General features: G+C 71.7%; 16 protein-coding genes and 1 pseudogene. 8 read left to right on the forward strand and 9 right to left on the reverse strand.

Annotation, left to right across the window (positions count from 1 at the left end; translation table 11 throughout):
- Nucleotides 1–62 precede the first annotated feature (62 nt).
- From fabV to ACFY04_RS17160, 3 genes are all read right to left on the reverse strand, one after another.
- Complete coding sequence (fabV, locus tag ACFY04_RS17150; RefSeq protein ID WP_389117449.1) at nucleotides 63–1,277, reverse strand: enoyl-[acyl-carrier-protein] reductase FabV; 1,215 nt, start codon at nucleotides 1,275–1,277, stop codon at nucleotides 63–65.
- A gap of 170 nt (nucleotides 1,278–1,447) precedes the next feature.
- Nucleotides 1,448–2,446 (reverse strand): helix-turn-helix domain-containing protein, encoded by a 999-nt coding sequence (locus tag ACFY04_RS17155; RefSeq protein ID WP_389117451.1) that lies wholly within the window; start codon nucleotides 2,444–2,446, stop codon nucleotides 1,448–1,450.
- A gap of 142 nt (nucleotides 2,447–2,588) precedes the next feature.
- A complete protein-coding gene (locus tag ACFY04_RS17160; protein ID WP_389117454.1) occupies nucleotides 2,589–3,830 on the reverse strand; it encodes a saccharopine dehydrogenase C-terminal domain-containing protein in 1,242 nt (413 codons plus the stop codon).
- Between the two features lie 105 nt (nucleotides 3,831–3,935).
- Here ACFY04_RS17160 and ACFY04_RS17165 point away from each other — a divergent pair, with 105 nt between their 5' ends.
- From ACFY04_RS17165 to ligA, 3 genes and pseudogenes are all read left to right on the forward strand, one after another.
- Complete coding sequence (locus ACFY04_RS17165) at nucleotides 3,936–4,673, forward strand: TetR/AcrR family transcriptional regulator (protein ID WP_389117456.1); 738 nt, start codon at nucleotides 3,936–3,938, stop codon at nucleotides 4,671–4,673.
- 10 nt (nucleotides 4,674–4,683) lie between these two features.
- Nucleotides 4,684–5,757 (forward strand): annotated as a pseudogene (locus ACFY04_RS17170) (APC family permease); the annotation flags it as partial.
- A gap of 103 nt (nucleotides 5,758–5,860) precedes the next feature.
- Entirely contained in the window at nucleotides 5,861–7,924 is a 2,064-nt protein-coding gene (ligA, locus tag ACFY04_RS17175) for an NAD-dependent DNA ligase LigA (protein WP_389117459.1), read from the forward strand.
- A 216-nt stretch (nucleotides 7,925–8,140) separates the two neighbouring features.
- On the opposite strand, the gene ACFY04_RS17180 is transcribed toward ligA, so the two are convergent.
- Nucleotides 8,141–10,312 carry a hypothetical protein gene (locus ACFY04_RS17180; protein ID WP_389117461.1) on the reverse strand — a complete coding sequence of 724 codons (2,172 nt, stop codon included), beginning with the start codon at nucleotides 10,310–10,312 and terminating at the stop codon, nucleotides 8,141–8,143.
- Nucleotides 10,313–10,432: 120 nt separating this feature from the next.
- Between ACFY04_RS17180 and cpt the strand changes: the two genes are divergently transcribed.
- Nucleotides 10,433–10,954 carry a chloramphenicol phosphotransferase CPT gene (gene cpt, locus ACFY04_RS17185; protein WP_389117787.1) on the forward strand — a complete coding sequence of 174 codons (522 nt, stop codon included), beginning with the start codon at nucleotides 10,433–10,435 and terminating at the stop codon, nucleotides 10,952–10,954.
- Nucleotides 10,955–11,007: 53 nt separating this feature from the next.
- Here cpt and ACFY04_RS17190 read toward each other — a convergent pair whose 3' ends face one another.
- A complete protein-coding gene (locus tag ACFY04_RS17190; protein WP_389117463.1) occupies nucleotides 11,008–11,580 on the reverse strand; it encodes a DUF1772 domain-containing protein in 573 nt (190 codons plus the stop codon).
- A 193-nt stretch (nucleotides 11,581–11,773) separates the two neighbouring features.
- Here ACFY04_RS17190 and ACFY04_RS17195 point away from each other — a divergent pair, with 193 nt between their 5' ends.
- Entirely contained in the window at nucleotides 11,774–12,277 is a 504-nt protein-coding gene (locus ACFY04_RS17195) for a GNAT family N-acetyltransferase (RefSeq protein ID WP_389117465.1), read from the forward strand.
- A 72-nt stretch (nucleotides 12,278–12,349) separates the two neighbouring features.
- On the opposite strand, the gene ACFY04_RS17200 is transcribed toward ACFY04_RS17195, so the two are convergent.
- Together ACFY04_RS17200 and ACFY04_RS17205 are read right to left on the reverse strand one after the other, a co-directional pair.
- Complete coding sequence (locus tag ACFY04_RS17200; RefSeq protein WP_389117467.1) at nucleotides 12,350–13,360, reverse strand: AraC family transcriptional regulator; 1,011 nt, start codon at nucleotides 13,358–13,360, stop codon at nucleotides 12,350–12,352.
- 68 nt (nucleotides 13,361–13,428) lie between these two features.
- Complete coding sequence (locus ACFY04_RS17205) at nucleotides 13,429–14,337, reverse strand: NAD(P)H-binding protein (protein WP_389117469.1); 909 nt, start codon at nucleotides 14,335–14,337, stop codon at nucleotides 13,429–13,431.
- Nucleotides 14,338–14,462: 125 nt separating this feature from the next.
- On the opposite strand from ACFY04_RS17205, the gene ACFY04_RS17210 reads away from it, so the two are divergent.
- Both ACFY04_RS17210 and ACFY04_RS17215 read left to right on the forward strand, forming a co-directional pair.
- Entirely contained in the window at nucleotides 14,463–15,314 is an 852-nt protein-coding gene (locus tag ACFY04_RS17210; RefSeq protein ID WP_389117471.1) for a hypothetical protein, read from the forward strand.
- Nucleotides 15,315–15,333: 19 nt separating this feature from the next.
- Nucleotides 15,334–16,002 carry a GNAT family N-acetyltransferase gene (locus ACFY04_RS17215; RefSeq protein WP_389117473.1) on the forward strand — a complete coding sequence of 223 codons (669 nt, stop codon included), beginning with the start codon at nucleotides 15,334–15,336 and terminating at the stop codon, nucleotides 16,000–16,002.
- On the opposite strand, the gene ACFY04_RS17220 is transcribed toward ACFY04_RS17215, so the two are convergent.
- The gene (locus ACFY04_RS17220; protein ID WP_389117474.1) at nucleotides 15,955–16,284 is read right to left on the reverse strand and encodes a hypothetical protein; all 330 of its coding nucleotides are present in this window, start codon (nucleotides 16,282–16,284) and stop codon (nucleotides 15,955–15,957) included. The two genes, ACFY04_RS17215 and ACFY04_RS17220, sit on opposite strands and share 48 nt — an antisense overlap.
- A 71-nt stretch (nucleotides 16,285–16,355) precedes the next feature.
- Nucleotides 16,356–16,850, reverse strand: a complete 495-nt coding sequence (locus ACFY04_RS17225) for a hypothetical protein (protein ID WP_314246187.1) — start codon at nucleotides 16,848–16,850, stop codon at nucleotides 16,356–16,358.
- 278 nt (nucleotides 16,851–17,128) lie between these two features.
- Between ACFY04_RS17225 and ACFY04_RS17230 the strand changes: the two genes are divergently transcribed.
- Nucleotides 17,129–17,683, forward strand: coding sequence for a flavoprotein (locus ACFY04_RS17230; RefSeq protein ID WP_389117476.1), 555 nt, complete (start codon nucleotides 17,129–17,131; stop codon nucleotides 17,681–17,683).
- Nucleotides 17,684–17,729: the final 46 nt, after the last annotated feature.

Raw genomic sequence — 17,729 nt, forward strand, 5'->3', positions numbered from 1 at the left:
CCCCTCGGAGCCCGCGGGCCCCGCTGCCGGTCGAGAGACCGGCGGCGGGGCCCGCGCCGGGATCAGGGGGTGGGGACGGGCCAGGGAACGTCGGTGGCCACCGCGGCGGTGTAGTCGACACTCGGCACGGAGAATCCGTACAGGCGTTGGACTTCCGCGTGGAACCAGTCGAGGTCGGCGAGACCGGCGATGGTGTCGGTCGTGGCGGCCTCCCAGCGCCCGGCGACGGCCGCCTGGACCTCGTCGGTGAGTTCCCAGGTGTCCAGACGGACCCGGCCTTCGTCATCCAGAGTGAGTGGCGCGACGCCGGTGAGCTGGTCCCACAGAGCGGCGAGCTGACGCACCGGCGGCATCAGGTCCGCTCCGAGGACGCCGCGCAGCAGGCCGGTGTAGAGGGCGATGCCGGGGATGGCGGTGGAGGACTGGGTGACCGCGGCGCCGTTGACGGAGGTCACGGCCCGCCCGCCCAGCGTTGCGCCGAGCCGCTCGTTCAGGGTGCGGGCGGTGGCCTCCAGGTGGGCCTTGGCCGCGCCGATGGTGCCCTGCCGGTAGATCGCCGCTGTCAGCGGCGAGCCGATGTACGACAGCGCGGCGGTGGCGAAGCCCTCGCCGAGCAGTCCCCGGCCGGCCAGGTGGTCGATCCAGCGTTCCCAGTCCGCGCCCCCCATCACGGCCACGGTCTGCTCGACGTCATCACCCTCGGCCGGCCCGGTCTCGACCTCGCGTACCTCGGGAACTCCCTGGTCGTCGAAGACCAGGGTCTTGGTGCGGTTCGCCCGGCCGATCGGCCTGAGGACGGAGGCGTACGTGGTGCCGGTGTCCGGGTCGGTGCGCCGGGGCGCGGCGACCGAGTAGATCAGGTAGTCCAGCCTGCCGCCGAAACGCTGCTCGATGAGGCCGGCCACCTCGTTCTTCATCGTGTCGGAGAACGCGTCGCCGTTGAGGAAGACCAGATCCCGCCCGGCGGTACGGGCGATGTCGGCCGTGGCGGCGGTACGGTACCAGCCGGCCGTGGCGGTACGCCGTTCGGTGGGGGCCTTCTCGAAGGAGACCATGACGCCGCGAATGCCGGCCCGCTTGAGTCCGGCGACGGTGGCCGCCAGGCCGTATCCGGCCGAGGAGCCGATGATCAGAGCCACCGGCCCGGCCCCCTCCGGCACGTCGGCTGGGTCGGGGCATGCCTGCCACATGTCTGCCACCAGCCGCTCGCAGCCCGCCGGGTGGGAGTCGAGGAAGAGAAAGCCCCGGTTGCGGGGGGTGAGAACGCGCTCGCTCACGATGTGCAGTCCTTGGGTCGATCGGGCCTGGGATGCGGCGGCCGGCCGGGGCACCGTGTCCTGTAAGTCTGCGACAGGACGGGACACGGACGGTGGCCCCACCGGGCACAAGGATCGCGAGTCGATCTTGGAGTTTTCCGCTACTTCCAGCGGGGGGAAGAAGGGACGTGTCACGACGATGTGCGCACAGCGCGGCCCTCGTTGGCGCTCAGCGCGCGGAACTCCGTCGGGGTGAGACCGTACCTCTCGCGGAAGGACCGGCTGAAGACCGCCGGGCCGCTGAACCCCCAGCGCGCGGCGATCACGTTCACGGGGTGGTCCATGAGTTCGGGGCGGGTGAGGTCGCTGTGGCACCGCTCCAGGCGACGCCGGCGGATCCGGGCCTGGACGGTCTCGGTCTCGTCCTGCCGCCGGAAGATCTGGTGGAGGGTGCGCACGGAGACGTGATGGCGGGCGGCGATCGCCGACGGGGTCAGGGCCGGGTCGGCGAGGTTGTGGTCGATGAAGGCGTAGACGCGCTGCAGCAGCGCCTGCGTACGGACTTCCGCGGGGAGCTCGGCCTCGGCGTCCAGGTGCTGGGCCAGACAGGCGGCGACGAGATCGACCGCGACCGTACCGAGCCGGTGCAGTTCCGCCGGGGTGCACTGGCCGCCGTGGCCTTCGAGTGCGTCCACGAAGGCGGTCAGGACCGCTGCCACGCCCTGGTCTCCCGGGATCCGGCGGGCGAGCATCGGCCCGAGCCGGTCCACGTTCAACGGTAGTGCGTTCTGAGGCAGTTGGAGCATGGCCAGGCGCACCAGGCCGTCATCGGCGGAGGTCTGCACGTCGGAGGTGCGGGAGGTGTCCCAGAGCAGGATGTCCCCGGCGCCGACACTGCACTCGTTGCGCTGCTGGGCCAGGAACGCACGCCCCCCTCTCATCAGTCCCAGCTGGTACTGCCCCGGGTCACCGCGCCGGATCAGCGCGGGGGTGCGCCGCGAACTGAGTGGGGAGAACTCCAGCCTGGCCAGCCGGAGTTCACCGAGCTCCAGCACAGCGGCCTCGGCCTGGAACTCGGCGGGCCGCTCGGTGCTCAGCGCGGTGGGCACCACCTCCCGCGAGAGCGTGTCGGAGAACCAGTCGAAGCGCTCCCCCACGGGCAGTTCACTCGCCGACACCACTGACCACATGTTCCGCTCCCGGCTCAAGATCTCCGACAGGGGTCAGGATGCAGCAGGGGTGCCGCTGGCGGCGCATGGTTCGGTGCGGCGTGGCGGCCGCCGGAGGGGCGGCGCGCCGGCTTCGGTGCTGCCCCTCCGGTGCGCCGGACGGTCAGTTGCCCGGGGTCGCGCCCTGCTCCCGCATGCCCCACGGGGAGCCGTACGCGGTGAGCAGGTCGAGGAAGGGGAGGGGCGGCAGGGCCTCGGGGCCGAGGACGCCGGGCTGCGACCAGACGCCGGTGGCCAGGAGTTCGAGGGCCACCACCGGGTTGACGGCGGTCTGCCAGACAACGGCCTGGGAGCCGTACTCGCGCATGGACCACTGGTTGTCGACCACGTGGTAGAGGTAGACCTCGCGGGGCAGGCCGTCCTTGGTGCCCTTGACCCAGGTGCCGGCACAGGTCTTTCCGGTCATGCGGTCCCCGAGCGCCGCCGGGTCGGGCAGGCAGGCGGCGACCACGTCGCGGGGCGAGACCCTGACCTCGCTGCCGTCCTCACCGCGGACCGCGACCCGTGCGGTGGAGTCCAGGCCGAGGGCGTGGAGGGTCTTGAGCTTGCCGATGAAGTCGTCGCCGAGGCCGTACTTGAAGGTGACCCGGCGGGCGCCGACCCAGCGCGGGACGAGGAGGACCTCCTCGTGTTCGACGTTGACGCACTCGACGGGGCCGATGCCCTCGGGGAAGTCGAAGACCTCCGGCTCGCTGAACGGCTCGGTGGTGAACCAGCCGCGCTCGCGCTCGTAGACCACGGGAGGGTTCAGGCACTCCTCGATCGTCGTCCAGATGTTGAAGGACGGGGCGAAGTCGTAGCCCTCGACGGCCAGGTTCGCTCCGTCGCGGATGCCGATCTCCTCGATGTCGTCGAAGAGCTCGTCGGCGGCGTAGCGGGCGAAGACGTCCGAGAGTCCGGGCTCGACGCCCATGCCGACGAGGGCGAGGCGGCCTGCCTTCTCCCACTCCCCGGCCCGTTCGAACTGCTCGTCGCCGAGCTTCACCCCGCATTCGCTGTGCGGGTGGTCGGGGTGGGGGCGGGAGAGGGACATGGCCATGTCGAGGTAGTGGCTGCCCGCCGCGAGCGCGGCGTTGAACAGGGGCATCACGAAGCGCGGGTCGGTGGCGTTCATGAGGACGTCGCATCCGTGCTCGGTGAGCAGCCTGCTGACCGCCGCCTCGTCGGAGGCGTCGACGCGGCAGGCGCTGAACCGCTGCTCCTCGCCGCCGAGGGCCGCGACGGCGGCCTCGGCGCGGGCCAGGTCGTAGTCGGCGACGACGAAGTGGTCGAAGAAGCCGCGGCGGGCGGCGATCTTGGTGATCGCGCTCCCGACACCGCCGGCACCCACAAGCAGAACACGCATGGCGAGGTCCTTTCTCGGTGAGGCGTGCGCCTCAGGGGGCTGATGGAACCGTTCCGTCCGAGTTAAGGTCAATGGTGTTGGCATAAGGATGGACGGAGGTGGGCGATGGCGAAGGACGTGGTCCCGGAGGAGGCCCGCAGGCGGCGGCGCCCGACCCGGCAGGGAACGGTGCTCTCGGAGCGGCTGATCGTCGAGACGGCCTTGCGGATGGTGCGCGAGCACGGGAGCGCGGGCCTGTCCGCCCGGCGGCTGGGCGCCGCTCTGGGGGCGGACCCCAGCACCCTGTACCGGTACTTCGACGGCATGGACGGTCTGACCCTGGCCATCGGCGAGGAGCTGATCGGCCGGGCACTCGACGGCTGGGTCCCCACCGGGCGGTGGCGCGACGACCTGCGCTCACTGGGGCTGCGCATCCACGGCGCCTACCTCGCCCACCCGCAGGCGGCGCTGCTGACCGCGAGCCGGGTGAGCGGCCGGCCGCGCGAGATCGCGGCCGACGAGGCGATCCTCGGCAGCCTTCGCGGCGCGGGCTTCGCGGACGAGGACGCCGTACGGATCTACCACGCCTACATCGACCAGGCCCTGGCCTTCGCGGCGCTCGACGCGGGGCCCCTCGCGCTGACGGAGAAGGCGCGCGAGTCGGACGAGGAGCGGTGGGAGTCGACGTACGCCCGGCTGCCGGCCGACGCCTACCCGAACATCGCGGCCACCGCGGGGCTGCTGGCCGCCCGGATGCCCCACAGCGCGTACCCGGTCGCGCTGGAGATGCTGCTGGACACCGCCGAGAGGCAGCTCGCGGACGCGGCGGGCGCCGGGGGCGGGGGCGCGGCGGGGCGCGGCTGACCCGGCCTTCCTCGTGCTGCTGCAGACCGTCTGCCTGTTCGTCTTCGCGGCCGTCGCCCTGTACCGGGTCTACGCCGGAACCGGCTCCCTCGACGCGCTGCGCCCGTCCGCCGGCTGGCTCGACCCGTTCGGAGCCGGGAGCACGGCGCTGACCGGCGGACTGCTCCTCGGCGTCTTCGTCTACTGGGGCTGGGAGTCGGCCGTCAACCTCACCGAGGAGACGAAGGACCCCTCCTCCGCTCCGGGCCGGGCCGGCGTCTGGTCGACCGTGGTCCTCCTGGCCACCTATGTCTCCGTGGCCTTCGCGGTGGTCGCGTACGCCCGCACCGGCTATCTCACCGCGCACGCCGACGACGAGGAAGCCGTCTTCGCCTCCCTGGCCCGCGAGGCCCTCGGCGGCTGGGACTGGATCGTCCTTCTCGCCGTCGCCACCTCGGCGCTCGCCTCGACCCAGACGACGATCATCCCGGCCTCCCGTACCGCGCTGTCCATGGCGCGCAGGCACGCCCTCCCCCGCAGGTTCGGCCTGATCCACAGCCGGTACCGCACCCCCGCCGTCAGCACCTGGTGGGTCGCCGGCACGGCCACGGCCTGGTACCTGTTCATCCACCAGGTCAGCGAGAACGCGCTCGCCGACTCACTGACGGCCCTCTCGCTGCCGATCGCCTTCTACTACGCCCTCACCGGCATCGCCTGCGCGGTCTGCCACCGGCGCCTGCTGACCGCGGGGGTGCGCGAGTTCCTGTTCATCGGGGCCGGCCCCCTCGTCGGCGCGGGGGTGCTGATCTGGCTGCTCGCCGAGGCGGTCGTCGACATGGCGGACCCGTCCAACTCCTCCGGCGGGACGTCCTGGTTCGGCCTCGGCCCGCCGCTGGTCATCGCCCTCGGCCTGAGCCTCGCAGGGCTGCTGGTGATGCTCGCGCGGCGCGCGGCCTCCGGGGCGTTCTGGGCGGAGCGCCCGACCGCCCTCGAAGGCCCGGCGGACCTGCCTGACGGGACGCAGGAGGCGGGAGAGGCGGGAGAGGCGGAGCGGACGGCGGGAAGCGCCGCGGCCCGAACGGCCGAGCCCGCAGCACGAGGATGAACACCCGGCGGGCGTGCGGGCCGTGACGGCCCGCCGTCCGCCGAGAGGGCCTGCGGTGCGCGGGCCGGGGCGATTGTCAGTGGCGCGCGAGAGGATCACTCCCATGATGAACCTTTCCGCCGATCAGGCGCTGTCCAGCATGTCCAGCCGCTCCGCGTACGAGGCTGCGCTCGGGCGCCTGCGCGACGCATCGGGGGCGTACTACGCCGACGGCGACAGCCCGATGGACGATGCCACCTACGACCAGCTCCGGCTCGCCGTGCTGGCCTGGGAGACGGAGCACCCCGACGAGGCCGCCGCCGACTCCCCCACCGGGCAGGTCGGCGACGGCGCCGCCCCGGCCGGCGATGTCGCGCACACCACCCGGCTGCTCAGCCTCGACAACGTCTTCAACCCCGACGGCCTGCTGTCGTGGGGCGAGTCCCTGCAGCGGCGGCTGGGCAAGGCACCGGCCGGCGGGTTCACCGTCGAGCCGAAGCTGGACGGCGCGGCCGTCGCCGCCCGGTACCGGGCCGGGCGGCTGGTGCAGATCATCACGCGGGGCGACGGCAGCACCGGTGAGGACATCAGCCATGTCATCGGGCAGATCGAGGGCCTGCCCGAGCGGCTGCCGGTGCCGGCCACCTTCGAGGTGCGCGGAGAGGTGCTGTTCACCCAGGAGCAGTTCGAGGCGGCGAACGCGGTCCGCACCGCGCACGGCGCGCAGGTCTTCGCCAACCCCCGCAACGGCACGGCCGGCACGCTGCGGGCCAAGGACCGCCCGTACCGGCTGATGATGACGTTCTGGGCGTACGGCGCGGTCGAACGGGACGGGGAATCGTTCCTGCCCGCCGGAGCCGCACACGCCGAGACCCTGGCCGCGGTCGCTTCGGCCGGAGTCCGGACGACCGCGGACACCCCGGTCGGACTGCACGTGGCCGCCACCCTCACCGAGGCCCAGCAGCGGGTGGACGAGATCGCCGCCCTGCGCGCGGGACTGCCGTTCGGGATCGACGGTGTCGTGATCAAGCTCAACGAGGCGGCCGAGCAGGAAGCGGCGGGACTGGGCAGCCGGTTCCCCTACTTCGCCGTCGCCTTCAAGCTCCCGGCCGTGGAGCGGCAGACCGTGCTGGAGGACGTGGTGTGGGAGGTCGGCCGGACCGGGGTGCTCGCCCCGACGGCCGTACTCGCCCCGGTCCTGATCGACGGGTCCACGGTCACCCGGGCCACCCTCCACAACCCGGCCGACATCCGGCGCCGCGATCTCCACCTGGGCGACACCGTGACGGTCTACAAGGCGGGCGACATCATCCCGCGGGTCCAGGCCGCCGTGGTGCCGCTGCGCCCGGCCGGAGCGACGGAGGTGCCCCTGCCCGAGGCGTGCCCCAACTGCGGCGGGGAGATCAACAAGACGCAGGAGCGCTGGCGCTGCGCGCAGGGCGCGGCCTGCGCCCTCCCGGCTCTCATCGAGTACGCCGCCGGGCGCGAGATGCTCGACATCGACGGGCTGGGCAGGACGTACGTCAAGGCCTTGGTCGACGCCGGTGACGTCACGGACGTCGCCGACCTGTTCACCCTGTCCCTGGAGCAGCTCACCACCGCTTCCGGCAGCGCCAAGCGGGCCTCGAAACTCGCCGAGCAGATCGCGGCGGCGAAGGCCCGGCCGCTGAGCCGTGTCGTCTGCGCGCTGGGCGTTCTGGGCACCGGGCGCAGCATCTCGCGCCGCATAGCCCGGCACTTCGGCACGATGGACGCCGTCCGCGAAGCAGATGCCCTGGCCATGCAGGCCGTGGACGGCATCGGCCCGGAGAAGGCCCCGGTGATCGTCGAGCAGATCGCCGCCCTGGCCCCGGTCATCGACAAGCTCGCCGCGGCGGGCGTCAACATGAGCGAGCCGCAGGAAGCATCGGCTGCACAGGAGTCCGGGCCGCTGGCCGGGAAGGTCGTCGTGGTGACCGGGAAGATGACCGGAGCGCTCGAAGGCCAGGGGCGGGACGCGATGAACGCACTGATCGAGAAGGCGGGCGGGCGTGCGGGCGGCAGCGTCAGCGCCAAGACCACCATCCTGGTCTCCGCCCCCTCCGCGAGCGGCAAGCCCAGCTCGAAGGCGGTCAAGGCCGCCGAGCTCGGTGTCGAGGTCCTCACCCCGGAGGCCTTCGCCGAGCTGGTCGCCGACTTCCTGAGCTGAGCTGAGCCGAGCCCAGCCGAGCCGAGTGGGCCTGAACCGAGCCGTCCTGGGCCGGCGGTCCGGCGGTCCGGCGTCCGACACGGAAAGACCTCCGGCCGTCCCGCGTGATGCGGAGACGGCCGGAGGTCTCAAGTCGGTGGCGAGGAAAGCGAAGAGGCTATCTTGGAGTGTTGAGAAGGAAGCCCCTTCATGGCCTCGCCACGGCCACGTTAACACTCAGGCGGGGATCAGGTCACGCAGGTTTTCGGGGGTGACGATCCGCGACCCCGGGTGCAGCTTCTCGGGCCGCTCCAGGCCGACGTAGGTGACGGGACCCGCCGGAACGGTCTTCCCGTCCCACACGGTGACGGTCGTCGCGCTGCCGGTCATCAGCTCGATGAGGTAGCGGACGGTGAGCTGCTCGCGCTCGACGACGGCGCGCATCAGCGTCGCGACCGTCACCCGGTGGTCCTCGACCCGGTTGTACGACAGGGGCCCCGTCAGGCACAGGTGCAGCCACTTGGCGCGCCACCGGCCGTCGGACCCGCGCAGGAACACCAGCGGCAGCGCGACCCGACCCGGACCGCGCAGATCCGACTTCATGCGCACCGTACGCGGCTCGAAGGGTCGTCCCTTCTGCTCGGCCTCGCGCAGCATGAACCCGAAGAACGACTCCTCTACCTCTTCGAAGCCTTCCCCGGAGTAGATGTGGACCTGCGGGACGATGCACGTGGCGCGCACCACGTCCAGGCGTAGGTCGATGAACTCCGAGGCCCCGTGGGGCGCGTTCGTGATGTCGCCGGAATGCTTGCCCCCGATCTCGGTCAGGTTGGTGTACGACAGCCCCGAGACGGTCGAGTAGTCGGTGTCGAGCAGTGCCGTCGACAGGTCGTAGTCGGTGCTGCGCGCGGTCTGCTTCCAGTACACGAAGAAGCGCAGCAGATCGCCGTCGACCCGGGACACCGAGCCGCGCGGCAGCACGCCGAACCCGGACGCGGTCGCCTTGCCGCTGAGCGGCAGCGCCACGTCCAGGACGTCCGGGTCGATCAGCAGGTGGTCCGCGGCGGGCACCCGGCGGCGCAGCTCCGCGTCGATCGCGGCGATCATCCGCTTGCGCTCGGGCGCGAACACCGGCGGGCGTGTGTCCTCGGTGACCCAGGCCCGGCCGGAACGGTTGACGAACACCCGCTGCTCGCCGGTCTCCTCCGCACGGTTGTGCAGGTGCTCGCGCACCGACATGAGGACCCGGCCGGAGACGTCGGGGACGGCCTGCTCGGCGGCGGCCGCGACCGCGTCGCGCTCGTCCTGGGTGTGGGCGGAGCGCAGCAGCCGGTCCAGGGAGCGCAGCAGCTTGCCGGGCGCGGCCTTCAGCAGCTCGGCCGCGCCGGTGGGGTCAAGCCGGGCGTGGAGTTCCTCCACCCGGCTTTCGAGGGAGCGCGCCGCCTTCTCGCCACGGGCGACGGCGAACACGTCGGCCGCGTGCGGCCACTGCGGGTACTCGTGCGGGTGCAGCCGCTCGCCGAGCCGCTTCCACATCTCGCGGTGTGCGTGCACGTCGGCGAGCTTGGCGGGCGCCGCGCCGACGAGCGCGTCGAGGCCCGCGAGCAGCGCCCGGCGCGCCGCACGGGAGATCCCGCGCAGCCGCGTCGGCTCCTGCAGGCCGACATCACCGCCGGAGAGCGCGCAGGCGAGGCGGAGCACGTCTGTGACCGTGTCCAGCAGCAGGCTCGCGCCGGCCTTCAGCCGGGCCTCGTTGACCACGGCCCGGTTCTCCCGTACGGGGATCTCCTCGGGCTGCGGTCCGTCCGCGCAGTGGCCGGCGAGTTCACGCAGGTCCCGCAGGCCGTCCTCGCCCAGGGGTGTGGTGCTGCCCGCCAAGGCCAGGTAGAGGGCGGTGAGTTCGTCGTCCGGGGCGGCGCCGAGGTGCAGGACCGTCATACGGTCGCCCGCCACGGCGATCAGCTCGTCGTGGTGGGTCAGCATCTCGGCGTACGTGTGCCGGTAGTTCCCGTACGAGGGGAGCGTGAGGAGGTTCACGACGCCGGTGCTCAGCTGCTCCAGCGTGCTCGCGCGCGCGTCGTCGTCGGCGAGCGCCTCGGCTATGCACTGCATCCAGAAGTCGAAGGTGTCCGGCACGTTGGCCGGGAAGTCGATGAAGTACGCGTTGTGCTGTACGTGGTCGCCGACCATCTCGCGGACGGTGCCCAGCGTCCGTACGGCGGTGTCGACGACCGCCCCCTCGGACAGTCCCGACAGGTGCGCGAGCAGCTGTGCCGAGAGCTTGAAGCCCACGGACATCAGCGCGGCGTCGAACTGCTGCGCCGCGACGGCGCCTTCCCCGACGGGTCCCGTGGAGCGGGGGATGCGGTGGGTGTGCCGGAGGACCAGGGGGTCGAGTCGGTGGACCATTCGAACATGATCCCAAGGCCGTGCGGGTGGCCGCACCCGGTTTTCGCGGGGCTGATCGGTGTCCGCCGAAACCTGTTCCGTGCCGGAGGGGAAGCGGCCTACTGTGGCGCGGTGACTCAGATGATCATTCTCAACGGTGGTTCCAGCTCGGGGAAGTCCGGGATCGTACGGTGTCTGCAGGCCGCGCTGCCGGACCCGTGGCTGTCGTTCGGGTGTGATGCGTTCGTCGACGCCCTGCCCGCCGCGATGCAGGCGGCGCAGGAGGGGATCGAGATCACGGCGGACGGCACGGTGAGCGTCGGGGCGACGTTCCGGGCGCTGGAGGCGGCCTGGACGGAGGGGATCGTGGCGATGGCCCGTGCGGGCGCGCGGATCGTCGTCGACGACGTGTTCCTCGGTGGTGCGGCGTCCCAGCAGCGGTGGCGGAAGGCGCTGGGCGACGTGCCGGTCCTGTGGGTCGGGGTGCGGTGCGACAGTGCGGTGGCCGCGGGCCGTGAGATCGCGCGAGGGGACCGGGTCAGGGGAATGGCCGCGGCGCAGGCGGACGCCGTGCACCGGGGAGTGGCCTACGACCTCGAGGTGAACACCGCGCACACCGAATCCCTGGAGTGCGCGCGGATCATCGCCTCCCACGCCGGCTGACCGGGGAATCCCCTCCCCGGTGAAGGGATTCCCCGCGGATGCGCCCGGTGCGATCAGCGCGTGGCGCGGCCGTGGAGCAGCGCCGCGCGGGCGAGGGCGGTGAGGGCCGCGGTGCAGAGCAGGGTGCGGACGATGTTCGTGGTGACCCAGGTGGACTTGAACCGCTCGACGATCGAGAAGTCCGTCATCTGCTCGACCGCGCCCGCGTCGGCGAGCTCGTTGTTGAGCGGGATGTTCACGCCGAAGGTGATCCCGAGGACGAGGAGGTACGCGACCGCGGCCGCCCCCACCCACAGGGCGGTGGCGCGGCGGCCGCCGCGGTACTCCACGACCGCCGAGGCGACGGCCGCCACCAGGGCCAGCAGGAACACCGAACCGAAGAGCGGATTGCCGTCGATGGCCTTGTTGAAGGCACGCATCGCGGTGACGTACGTCTGCTCGTCACCGGCCGCCAGCCCCGGCATCACCGAGACGTCGAAAGCGAAGAACAGCCCGGCCATCAGACCCACCAGCACGGTGGACAGCGTGATCAGCGTGGTGGCGAGCCGGGTGCTCTGCGGCCGGCCCGGTGTCGCCGGCGAGGCCGGTGGCGGGGTCGGAACGTGCGGCGTCGGATTGATGGTCATTCGACTCTCGTCCTCTTCCAACAGTCAGTACAGCACGGTGCGATGCAGTGCGGTGCGGCGCGTTCTGAACACGAACGCCCGATCGTGACATCGCCTGTTCGAAATTCCGCCGGGTTTCGGTGACCCCTTGGGTGAATCTTTAGCCACTGCTGCCGCTCCCGCAGAGCGTCGGAGCGGGGGATACGCTGGGGCCATGCCAGCCCTGAACGTCCCCGCACCGGGCCCGCTGCGCCTGGAGCCCGTCACCGCCGACAACTTCGACGCGGTCTGCGCGATACGGGTCCGTCCCGACCAGGCCCATCTGGTCTCCCCCGTGGTGAAGTCACTCGCCGAGGCGTACGTGCACACCGCGACGGCCTGGCCCCGGGCCATCGTCGACGGCGACGAAACCGTCGGCTTCGTCATGGCCTTCCACGACATCGTCTGGGACCCGGCCGCCGACCCGGACGACCGGCGCAGCGGCATCTGGCGCCTCAACATCGACGCCCGCCACCAGGGCAAGGGCTACGGCCGCTTCGCCGTCCAGGCGGTCACCAAAGACATGCGCGCCCGCGGCATCCACCACGTGTACGTCACCTGGGACACCGGCACGAACAGCCCCGAGCCCTTCTACCTCGGCCTCGGCTTCCGACCCACCGGCGAACTCAGCGGTGACGAACGCGTGGCCAGGCTCTCCCTCATCCCGGACCGGACCTGAGGGCCGTCCGGCAATCCGGCTCTTCGGGGCTCGGTCCTCGGTCCTCGGGGGCTCGGTCTTCGCAGGCTCGCCTCAGGAAACGGCCTGGCCGAGCACGACCGTGCCGCGCGGACCCTGCGCCATCGCCGTACCCGGCACCGTCTTCCCCGAGCGGAACTCCCGTGGGCTGACCCCGCGAACCCGCTTGAAGGCGGCGGACAGGGCGAAGGCACTGCTGTAGCCGACCTTGCGGGCCACCATCTCGACCGTGGCATCCGGTTCGCGCAGGAGATCGGCCGCCAGCGTCAGGCGCCAGCCCGTCAGATAGCCGACCGGCGGCTCGCCGACGACCTCCGTGAACCGGCGTGCCAGCGACGCCCTGGAAACGCCCACCTTCAGGGCCAGCTCCTCCACGGTCCACCCGTACGCCGGGCTCTCGTGCAGCAGCCGCAGCGCCGGCCCGACCACCGGATCGCCCTGCGCCCGGAACCAGCCCGGGGCGCCGGACCCGGGTGCCGCGAGCCACGCCCGCAACACCCCGATCAGCAGCAGGTCCAACAGCCGGTCCAGGACCACCTCCTGGCCCGGCTCCTCGCTGGAGATCTCCGAGGCGAGAAGTGCGATCAGGGTGGAATCGGCGGTCCCGGCCGGCCTCACCAGGATCGTGGGCAGCGCGCTCAGCAGCCGGCCGCCGACCTCGCCAGGCGCCTGGTAGGTGCCACTCAGCATCACCGCCGCCCCTGGGCCGGGGCGGGCGACGCCCCAGGTCCGCACACCGAGCGCCATCGAATCCGAGACGTCCTCGCCCTCCCGCGTACTGCACCTCTGGTCGGGCCCCACCGTGATCTGGACGGGGGTGTCCGGCAGGTCCGCGACCGTGTAGGGCGCGGGCCCCCGTACGACGGCCACGTCCCCGGGGCCGATCCGTACCGGCTCGGCGCCCTCGTCGTCCGGCAGCAGCCAGGCAGAGCCCTGCACCATGGTCACCACCGACAGCGGGGCACGGTCCTCGATCCGCACCGACCACGGAGGGTCGAGCACCGACTTCAGCAGGAACGCGCCCCGGGCCTGCGGGCCCGCAAGGAGACCGGCCAGCATGTCCATACGCACATCCTCCCCACGACGGAACAACACCCCGTCACGAACCCGGGCGCGGGCGTGGCCGGTCCGCATCAGAGGGCCTCGACGTCCCAGACACCGGTGGCCGCCGCCTCCCGGGCGAAGTCCGAGAAATCCCGGGCCGGCCGCCCCAGCACCTCCTCGACCCCGTTCACGAGGTGCGCGTTGCGCCCGTCCAGGATCAGGGTGAACAGCTCGGCGAACTCCTCCGGCAGCCCGTTCTCACGCAGCACCGCACGATAGTCCTCCATCGGGATCGGCGCATAGGCGATCTCACGGCCGGTCACCTTCGAGAGCTCGGCGGCCACGTCCTCGAAACCCATCAGACGGGGCCCCGACAGCTCGTACGTCTTCCCGATGTGCCGGTCGTCGGTCAGCGCGGCCACCACCACATCGGCGATGTCTCCGGTGTCGACGAACGCCTCGACCGCGTCCGCCGTCGGCAGCACGATCTCGCCCGTCCGGACGGAGTCGAGGAAGAAGCTCTGGTCGAAGTTCTGGTTGAACCAACTCGACCGGACGATCGTCCAGTCCGCGCCGGAGGCCTTCAACCCTTCCTCACTGGTCCGCGCCGCCTCCTCACCACGCCCGGACAGCAGCACCAGGCGCCGGGCCCCGGCCGCCACCGCCACCTCCGCGAAGGCCGTCACCTGCACGGAGGCCCCCGGGAAGGCGAGATCGGGGTAGTACGTCACGTACACCCGGTCCACGTCTTCGAGCGCCGGAAGCCAGGTCGCGGGATCGTTCCAGTCGAAAGCCGGCTCGCCACGGCGGGATCCGACCCTGACGGGGCGGCCCTGAGCCGTGAGCCTCTCGGCAACCTTCCGGCCGGTCTTGCCGGTACCCCCGATCACCAGGGTGACACCGCCGGCGTCGGCGTCGGCCTGGTGCTCGTTCGCGCCGGTGTTCCGGTCGGTGGTCTGCGTATCGTTCTCGTTCTCGTTCTTCGTCGTCTTCGTCATGACCACAGTCAAATCCAATGACACGAGACGCGACATAGCCGAAGAGCTCACCTGCATACGCGTACGTCCATCGGCCCCGCCGGACGGCTCGATCTCTCACCGGGTCACAGCACTAACATTCGGAGATGGGACGAGACCAACCACCGAGGCCGGTAGCCGTCGGCGACGTCGTCGCGGTGTACTCCGCGGCGCTCGGCGCCTGGACCGCTTCGCAGGTCACCGGCATCGACGCCGTGGCGAAGCGCGTTGCGGTTCTCGAACTGGACTGGTCCGGGCCCGAGCCTGCGGCCGTGGCCGACCTGGGCGACGTGCAGCCGCTCCGGCTCACGCACCCCTGGGGCGGCAACAAGCTCTCGCACTGCAACCACGGGTGGGTGCTTCCGAGAAGCTTCACGGTGATCGGCTCCCTGCTCCCGCTGGTGACCGAACCCTCCTCCGCCTACAGCTCGATATGGGGGCGGGGCGAACAACTGGTCCGGCAGCGGCGCTGGGACAGCGGCAACCGCGAGGACTGGAAACCCCCGTATGCGCTGGCGTGCACAGCCGAGGAACTTGCCGCCGAACACACCCGCGGCGTCGTGCAGGTGGGGGTCGAACACCTCACCGTCCGCGGGATCACCCGGCTCGACTGCGCCCGCCTCGTCGCCGCCTTCCCGGATCTGACCCGGTTGTCGCTGTCGGGGGAGCTGGGCACGCTCACTTCGGCGGCAGCCCTGAACCGGTTGCCGCGGCTGCAGGGGCTCGCGATCTTCGAGCTGTTCGGGATGGACGCTTCGGACTGTCTGCTGCCGCGCCACGTCCCGCAGGTGGAAGACGTGTGGCTGACCAGCATCCCGGCCGACTACGCGGCCGCGATGCACAGGACCTGGCGTCCCCACGTGCGGCACGGAGTGCAGCTCAATGTCTACGGTGCCCGCGATCCGGAATGGGTCGCCGCCATCGCCGCCGGCTCCCCTCCGCGACGGGGACGGCCGTGAGTACGTACCGCGAAACGGGATGACAAGGGGGCCGGCGGGGAGGAAGACTCGTGGCGTGCGCGAACGTGTAGAAGTTGCCCCGGGTTTGGTGCTGCGGAGATGGGCCGTGCGCGACGCGGCATCGGTGACGGCCGCGTTCGCGGATCCCCTGATGCGCGAGCAGACCAGCCGGCCCATCGGTTCACCGGAAGACGCGGAGAGGTGGATCGCGGAGCGCACCGCCGAGTGGGAGGCGGGCTCCGCCTTCGCCTTCTCCGTCGTCGACGGCGCCGACACGGTGCTCGGGCAGGTGTCGGTCGGCGCGGTGAACCGGCGGCACTCCGTCGGCTGGGTCTCCTACTGGACCACGGCTGCGGCCCGGGGGCGGGGCGTAGCCTCTCAGGCCTGCCAGGCTCTCGCTCGCTGGGCGTTCGACGAGGCCGAACTGTTCCGGCTGGAACTGGGGCACCGGGTGAACAACCCCGGCTCGTGCAGAGTCGCTCACGCCGCGGGCTTCGCCGTGGAAGGACAGCAACGGCAGAAGCTCGCGTACGACGGCATCCGCTACGACGTCGAGCTCCACGCCCGTCTGGCGACAGACCCGGAGCCGCTCGCCGTGGCTCCGAGACCGCTACGGGCCCGGGCTTCCGTGCCCGGGCCGTCAGCGGGACGGGCGGAAGCCCGCGGACCGGTCGAGGTGGAACGGTGAGCCGGGGCTCTGGGGCCGCCAGCCGGTGGTGAGAGCGGTGCGGATGCTGTCGGCCACCTGGGCGGGCGGAACGGGGCTTCCCGGTGTTCCGAGCCAGTTGCCCGGGTGCGGCCGGTCGGTGGTGACCACCAGTGTGGTGCCAGGAGCCTCGGCGTGCTCGACCGCGTAGGCAAGGGGTGACATGACGAGAGCCTGGACGTAGGTCGGCCGTCCACGAAGTCGCCACCGGTAGGTGCTGCCGTCCACGGTGATGAGCCGCGATCCCTTTTTGACCAGCGCCATGTCCCATCCTTCGTCGCTTTCCGATGCGACTGTAATGAAGGGCGGCCGGCCGTGTCACCCACGTCGTCCCGTCAGTACACGAGCTTGTACGTGACGTCCTTCGGGACCGGGGACGGTGCGGTGTCCGTGTAGAGGAGCCGGATCGTGGTGAAGCGCTCGACGTCCGGGTGGCCCGGCCAGGGTTCCGGAGCGCTCAGGGTCACCGTCACCGGGTAGGACCGGAAGCGGCCCGCAGCGCAGTAGGGGACACAGTCGTTCACCATGTCGGTGCCCGTGGCCGTCGCGGTCTTCGGCCCCCAGGTGTCCCAGGTCAGTCCGACGAGGCGGTTGTTGCCGTCCCCGCAGGCCAGCAAGTACTCCTCGGGGCGTACCTGGGACTGCGAGAAGCAGTCGACGACCACGAGGGGCTCGGCCGGAGCCGCTACCGCCCGGGGGCTCTGCGCGGAGGCCGGGACGGCGGCCGCGGCGAGAGCCGCCGCCGCACACAGAACGGTGGCGGTCCGCACCCTGGACCGGAACCAGGACCGGGGTGCACGAATGAGCCGGCCGTCTTCTGAGGTATCCACGAGGCCCTCCTCGCCCTTCTGTCCCGCTGTCGGCGGTGCGGCTAAACCCAGCTTCCCCCATCCGGGCGGGCCGCGCACGCGCAGCGGCGGGGGCCCGCCCGCCTTGCCCTCCCTGTGCGGAGCATCCATGGGTGTCGCCAGTTCGGCCCTGCCACGCAGCCATGGACCGGGCTGACCGTCGCGGAACATCCGCTCCGGCGCCGTGAGTCCGGTGCCGGTGGAACCGGCCCTGCTCAGGCAGGCGTGATCCCGCTCAAACCATGTGATCATATTGCGGCATGACCACGAAGACCCTTCACCTGCTCTGCTCCGCCGCCCCGCCCGTCTTCGACGTCGCCCGGGTCATCGAGGACGCCCAGGCACGCGGCTGGGACGTATGCCTCGGCCTCACCCCCACCGCAGCGCACTGGCTCTCCGGAAGCCTCGACGGACTCGCCGCGCTCACCGGCCACCCCGTCCGCTGGCAGTACAAACTCCCCGGCCAGCCAGACGTATGGCCCGCGGCCGACGCCCTCCTCTTCGCACCCGCCACCTTCAACACCATCAACGCGTGGGCCCTGGGCCTGACCGACAACCTCGTCGTCGGCCTCGCCGCCGAGGCGACCGGCAAGCGCACGCCGGTCATCGCGATGCCCTGCACCAACACCGCCCTCGCGGCCCACCCCCAGTTCGAAATCTCCCTGAACACCCTGCGCAACGCCGGAGTCGAACTCCTCCACGGTGAGACCGGATACACCCCCGACCCCGCCGACCCCGACGCCCCGGCCCACTTCCCCTGGCCCACTGCCATCAACGCCCTGGGCGCCCTCGACCACGCCGTGCCCCAGGCCTAGGCCGCCGGGCGAGGTCCTCGTCCGACCCGCCGGGGCCCCGCCGCGG

The sequence above is a fragment of the Streptomyces sp. NPDC001549 genome, from assembly GCF_042894025.1.
Taxonomy (GTDB): domain Bacteria; phylum Actinomycetota; class Actinomycetes; order Streptomycetales; family Streptomycetaceae; genus Streptomyces; species Streptomyces kutzneri.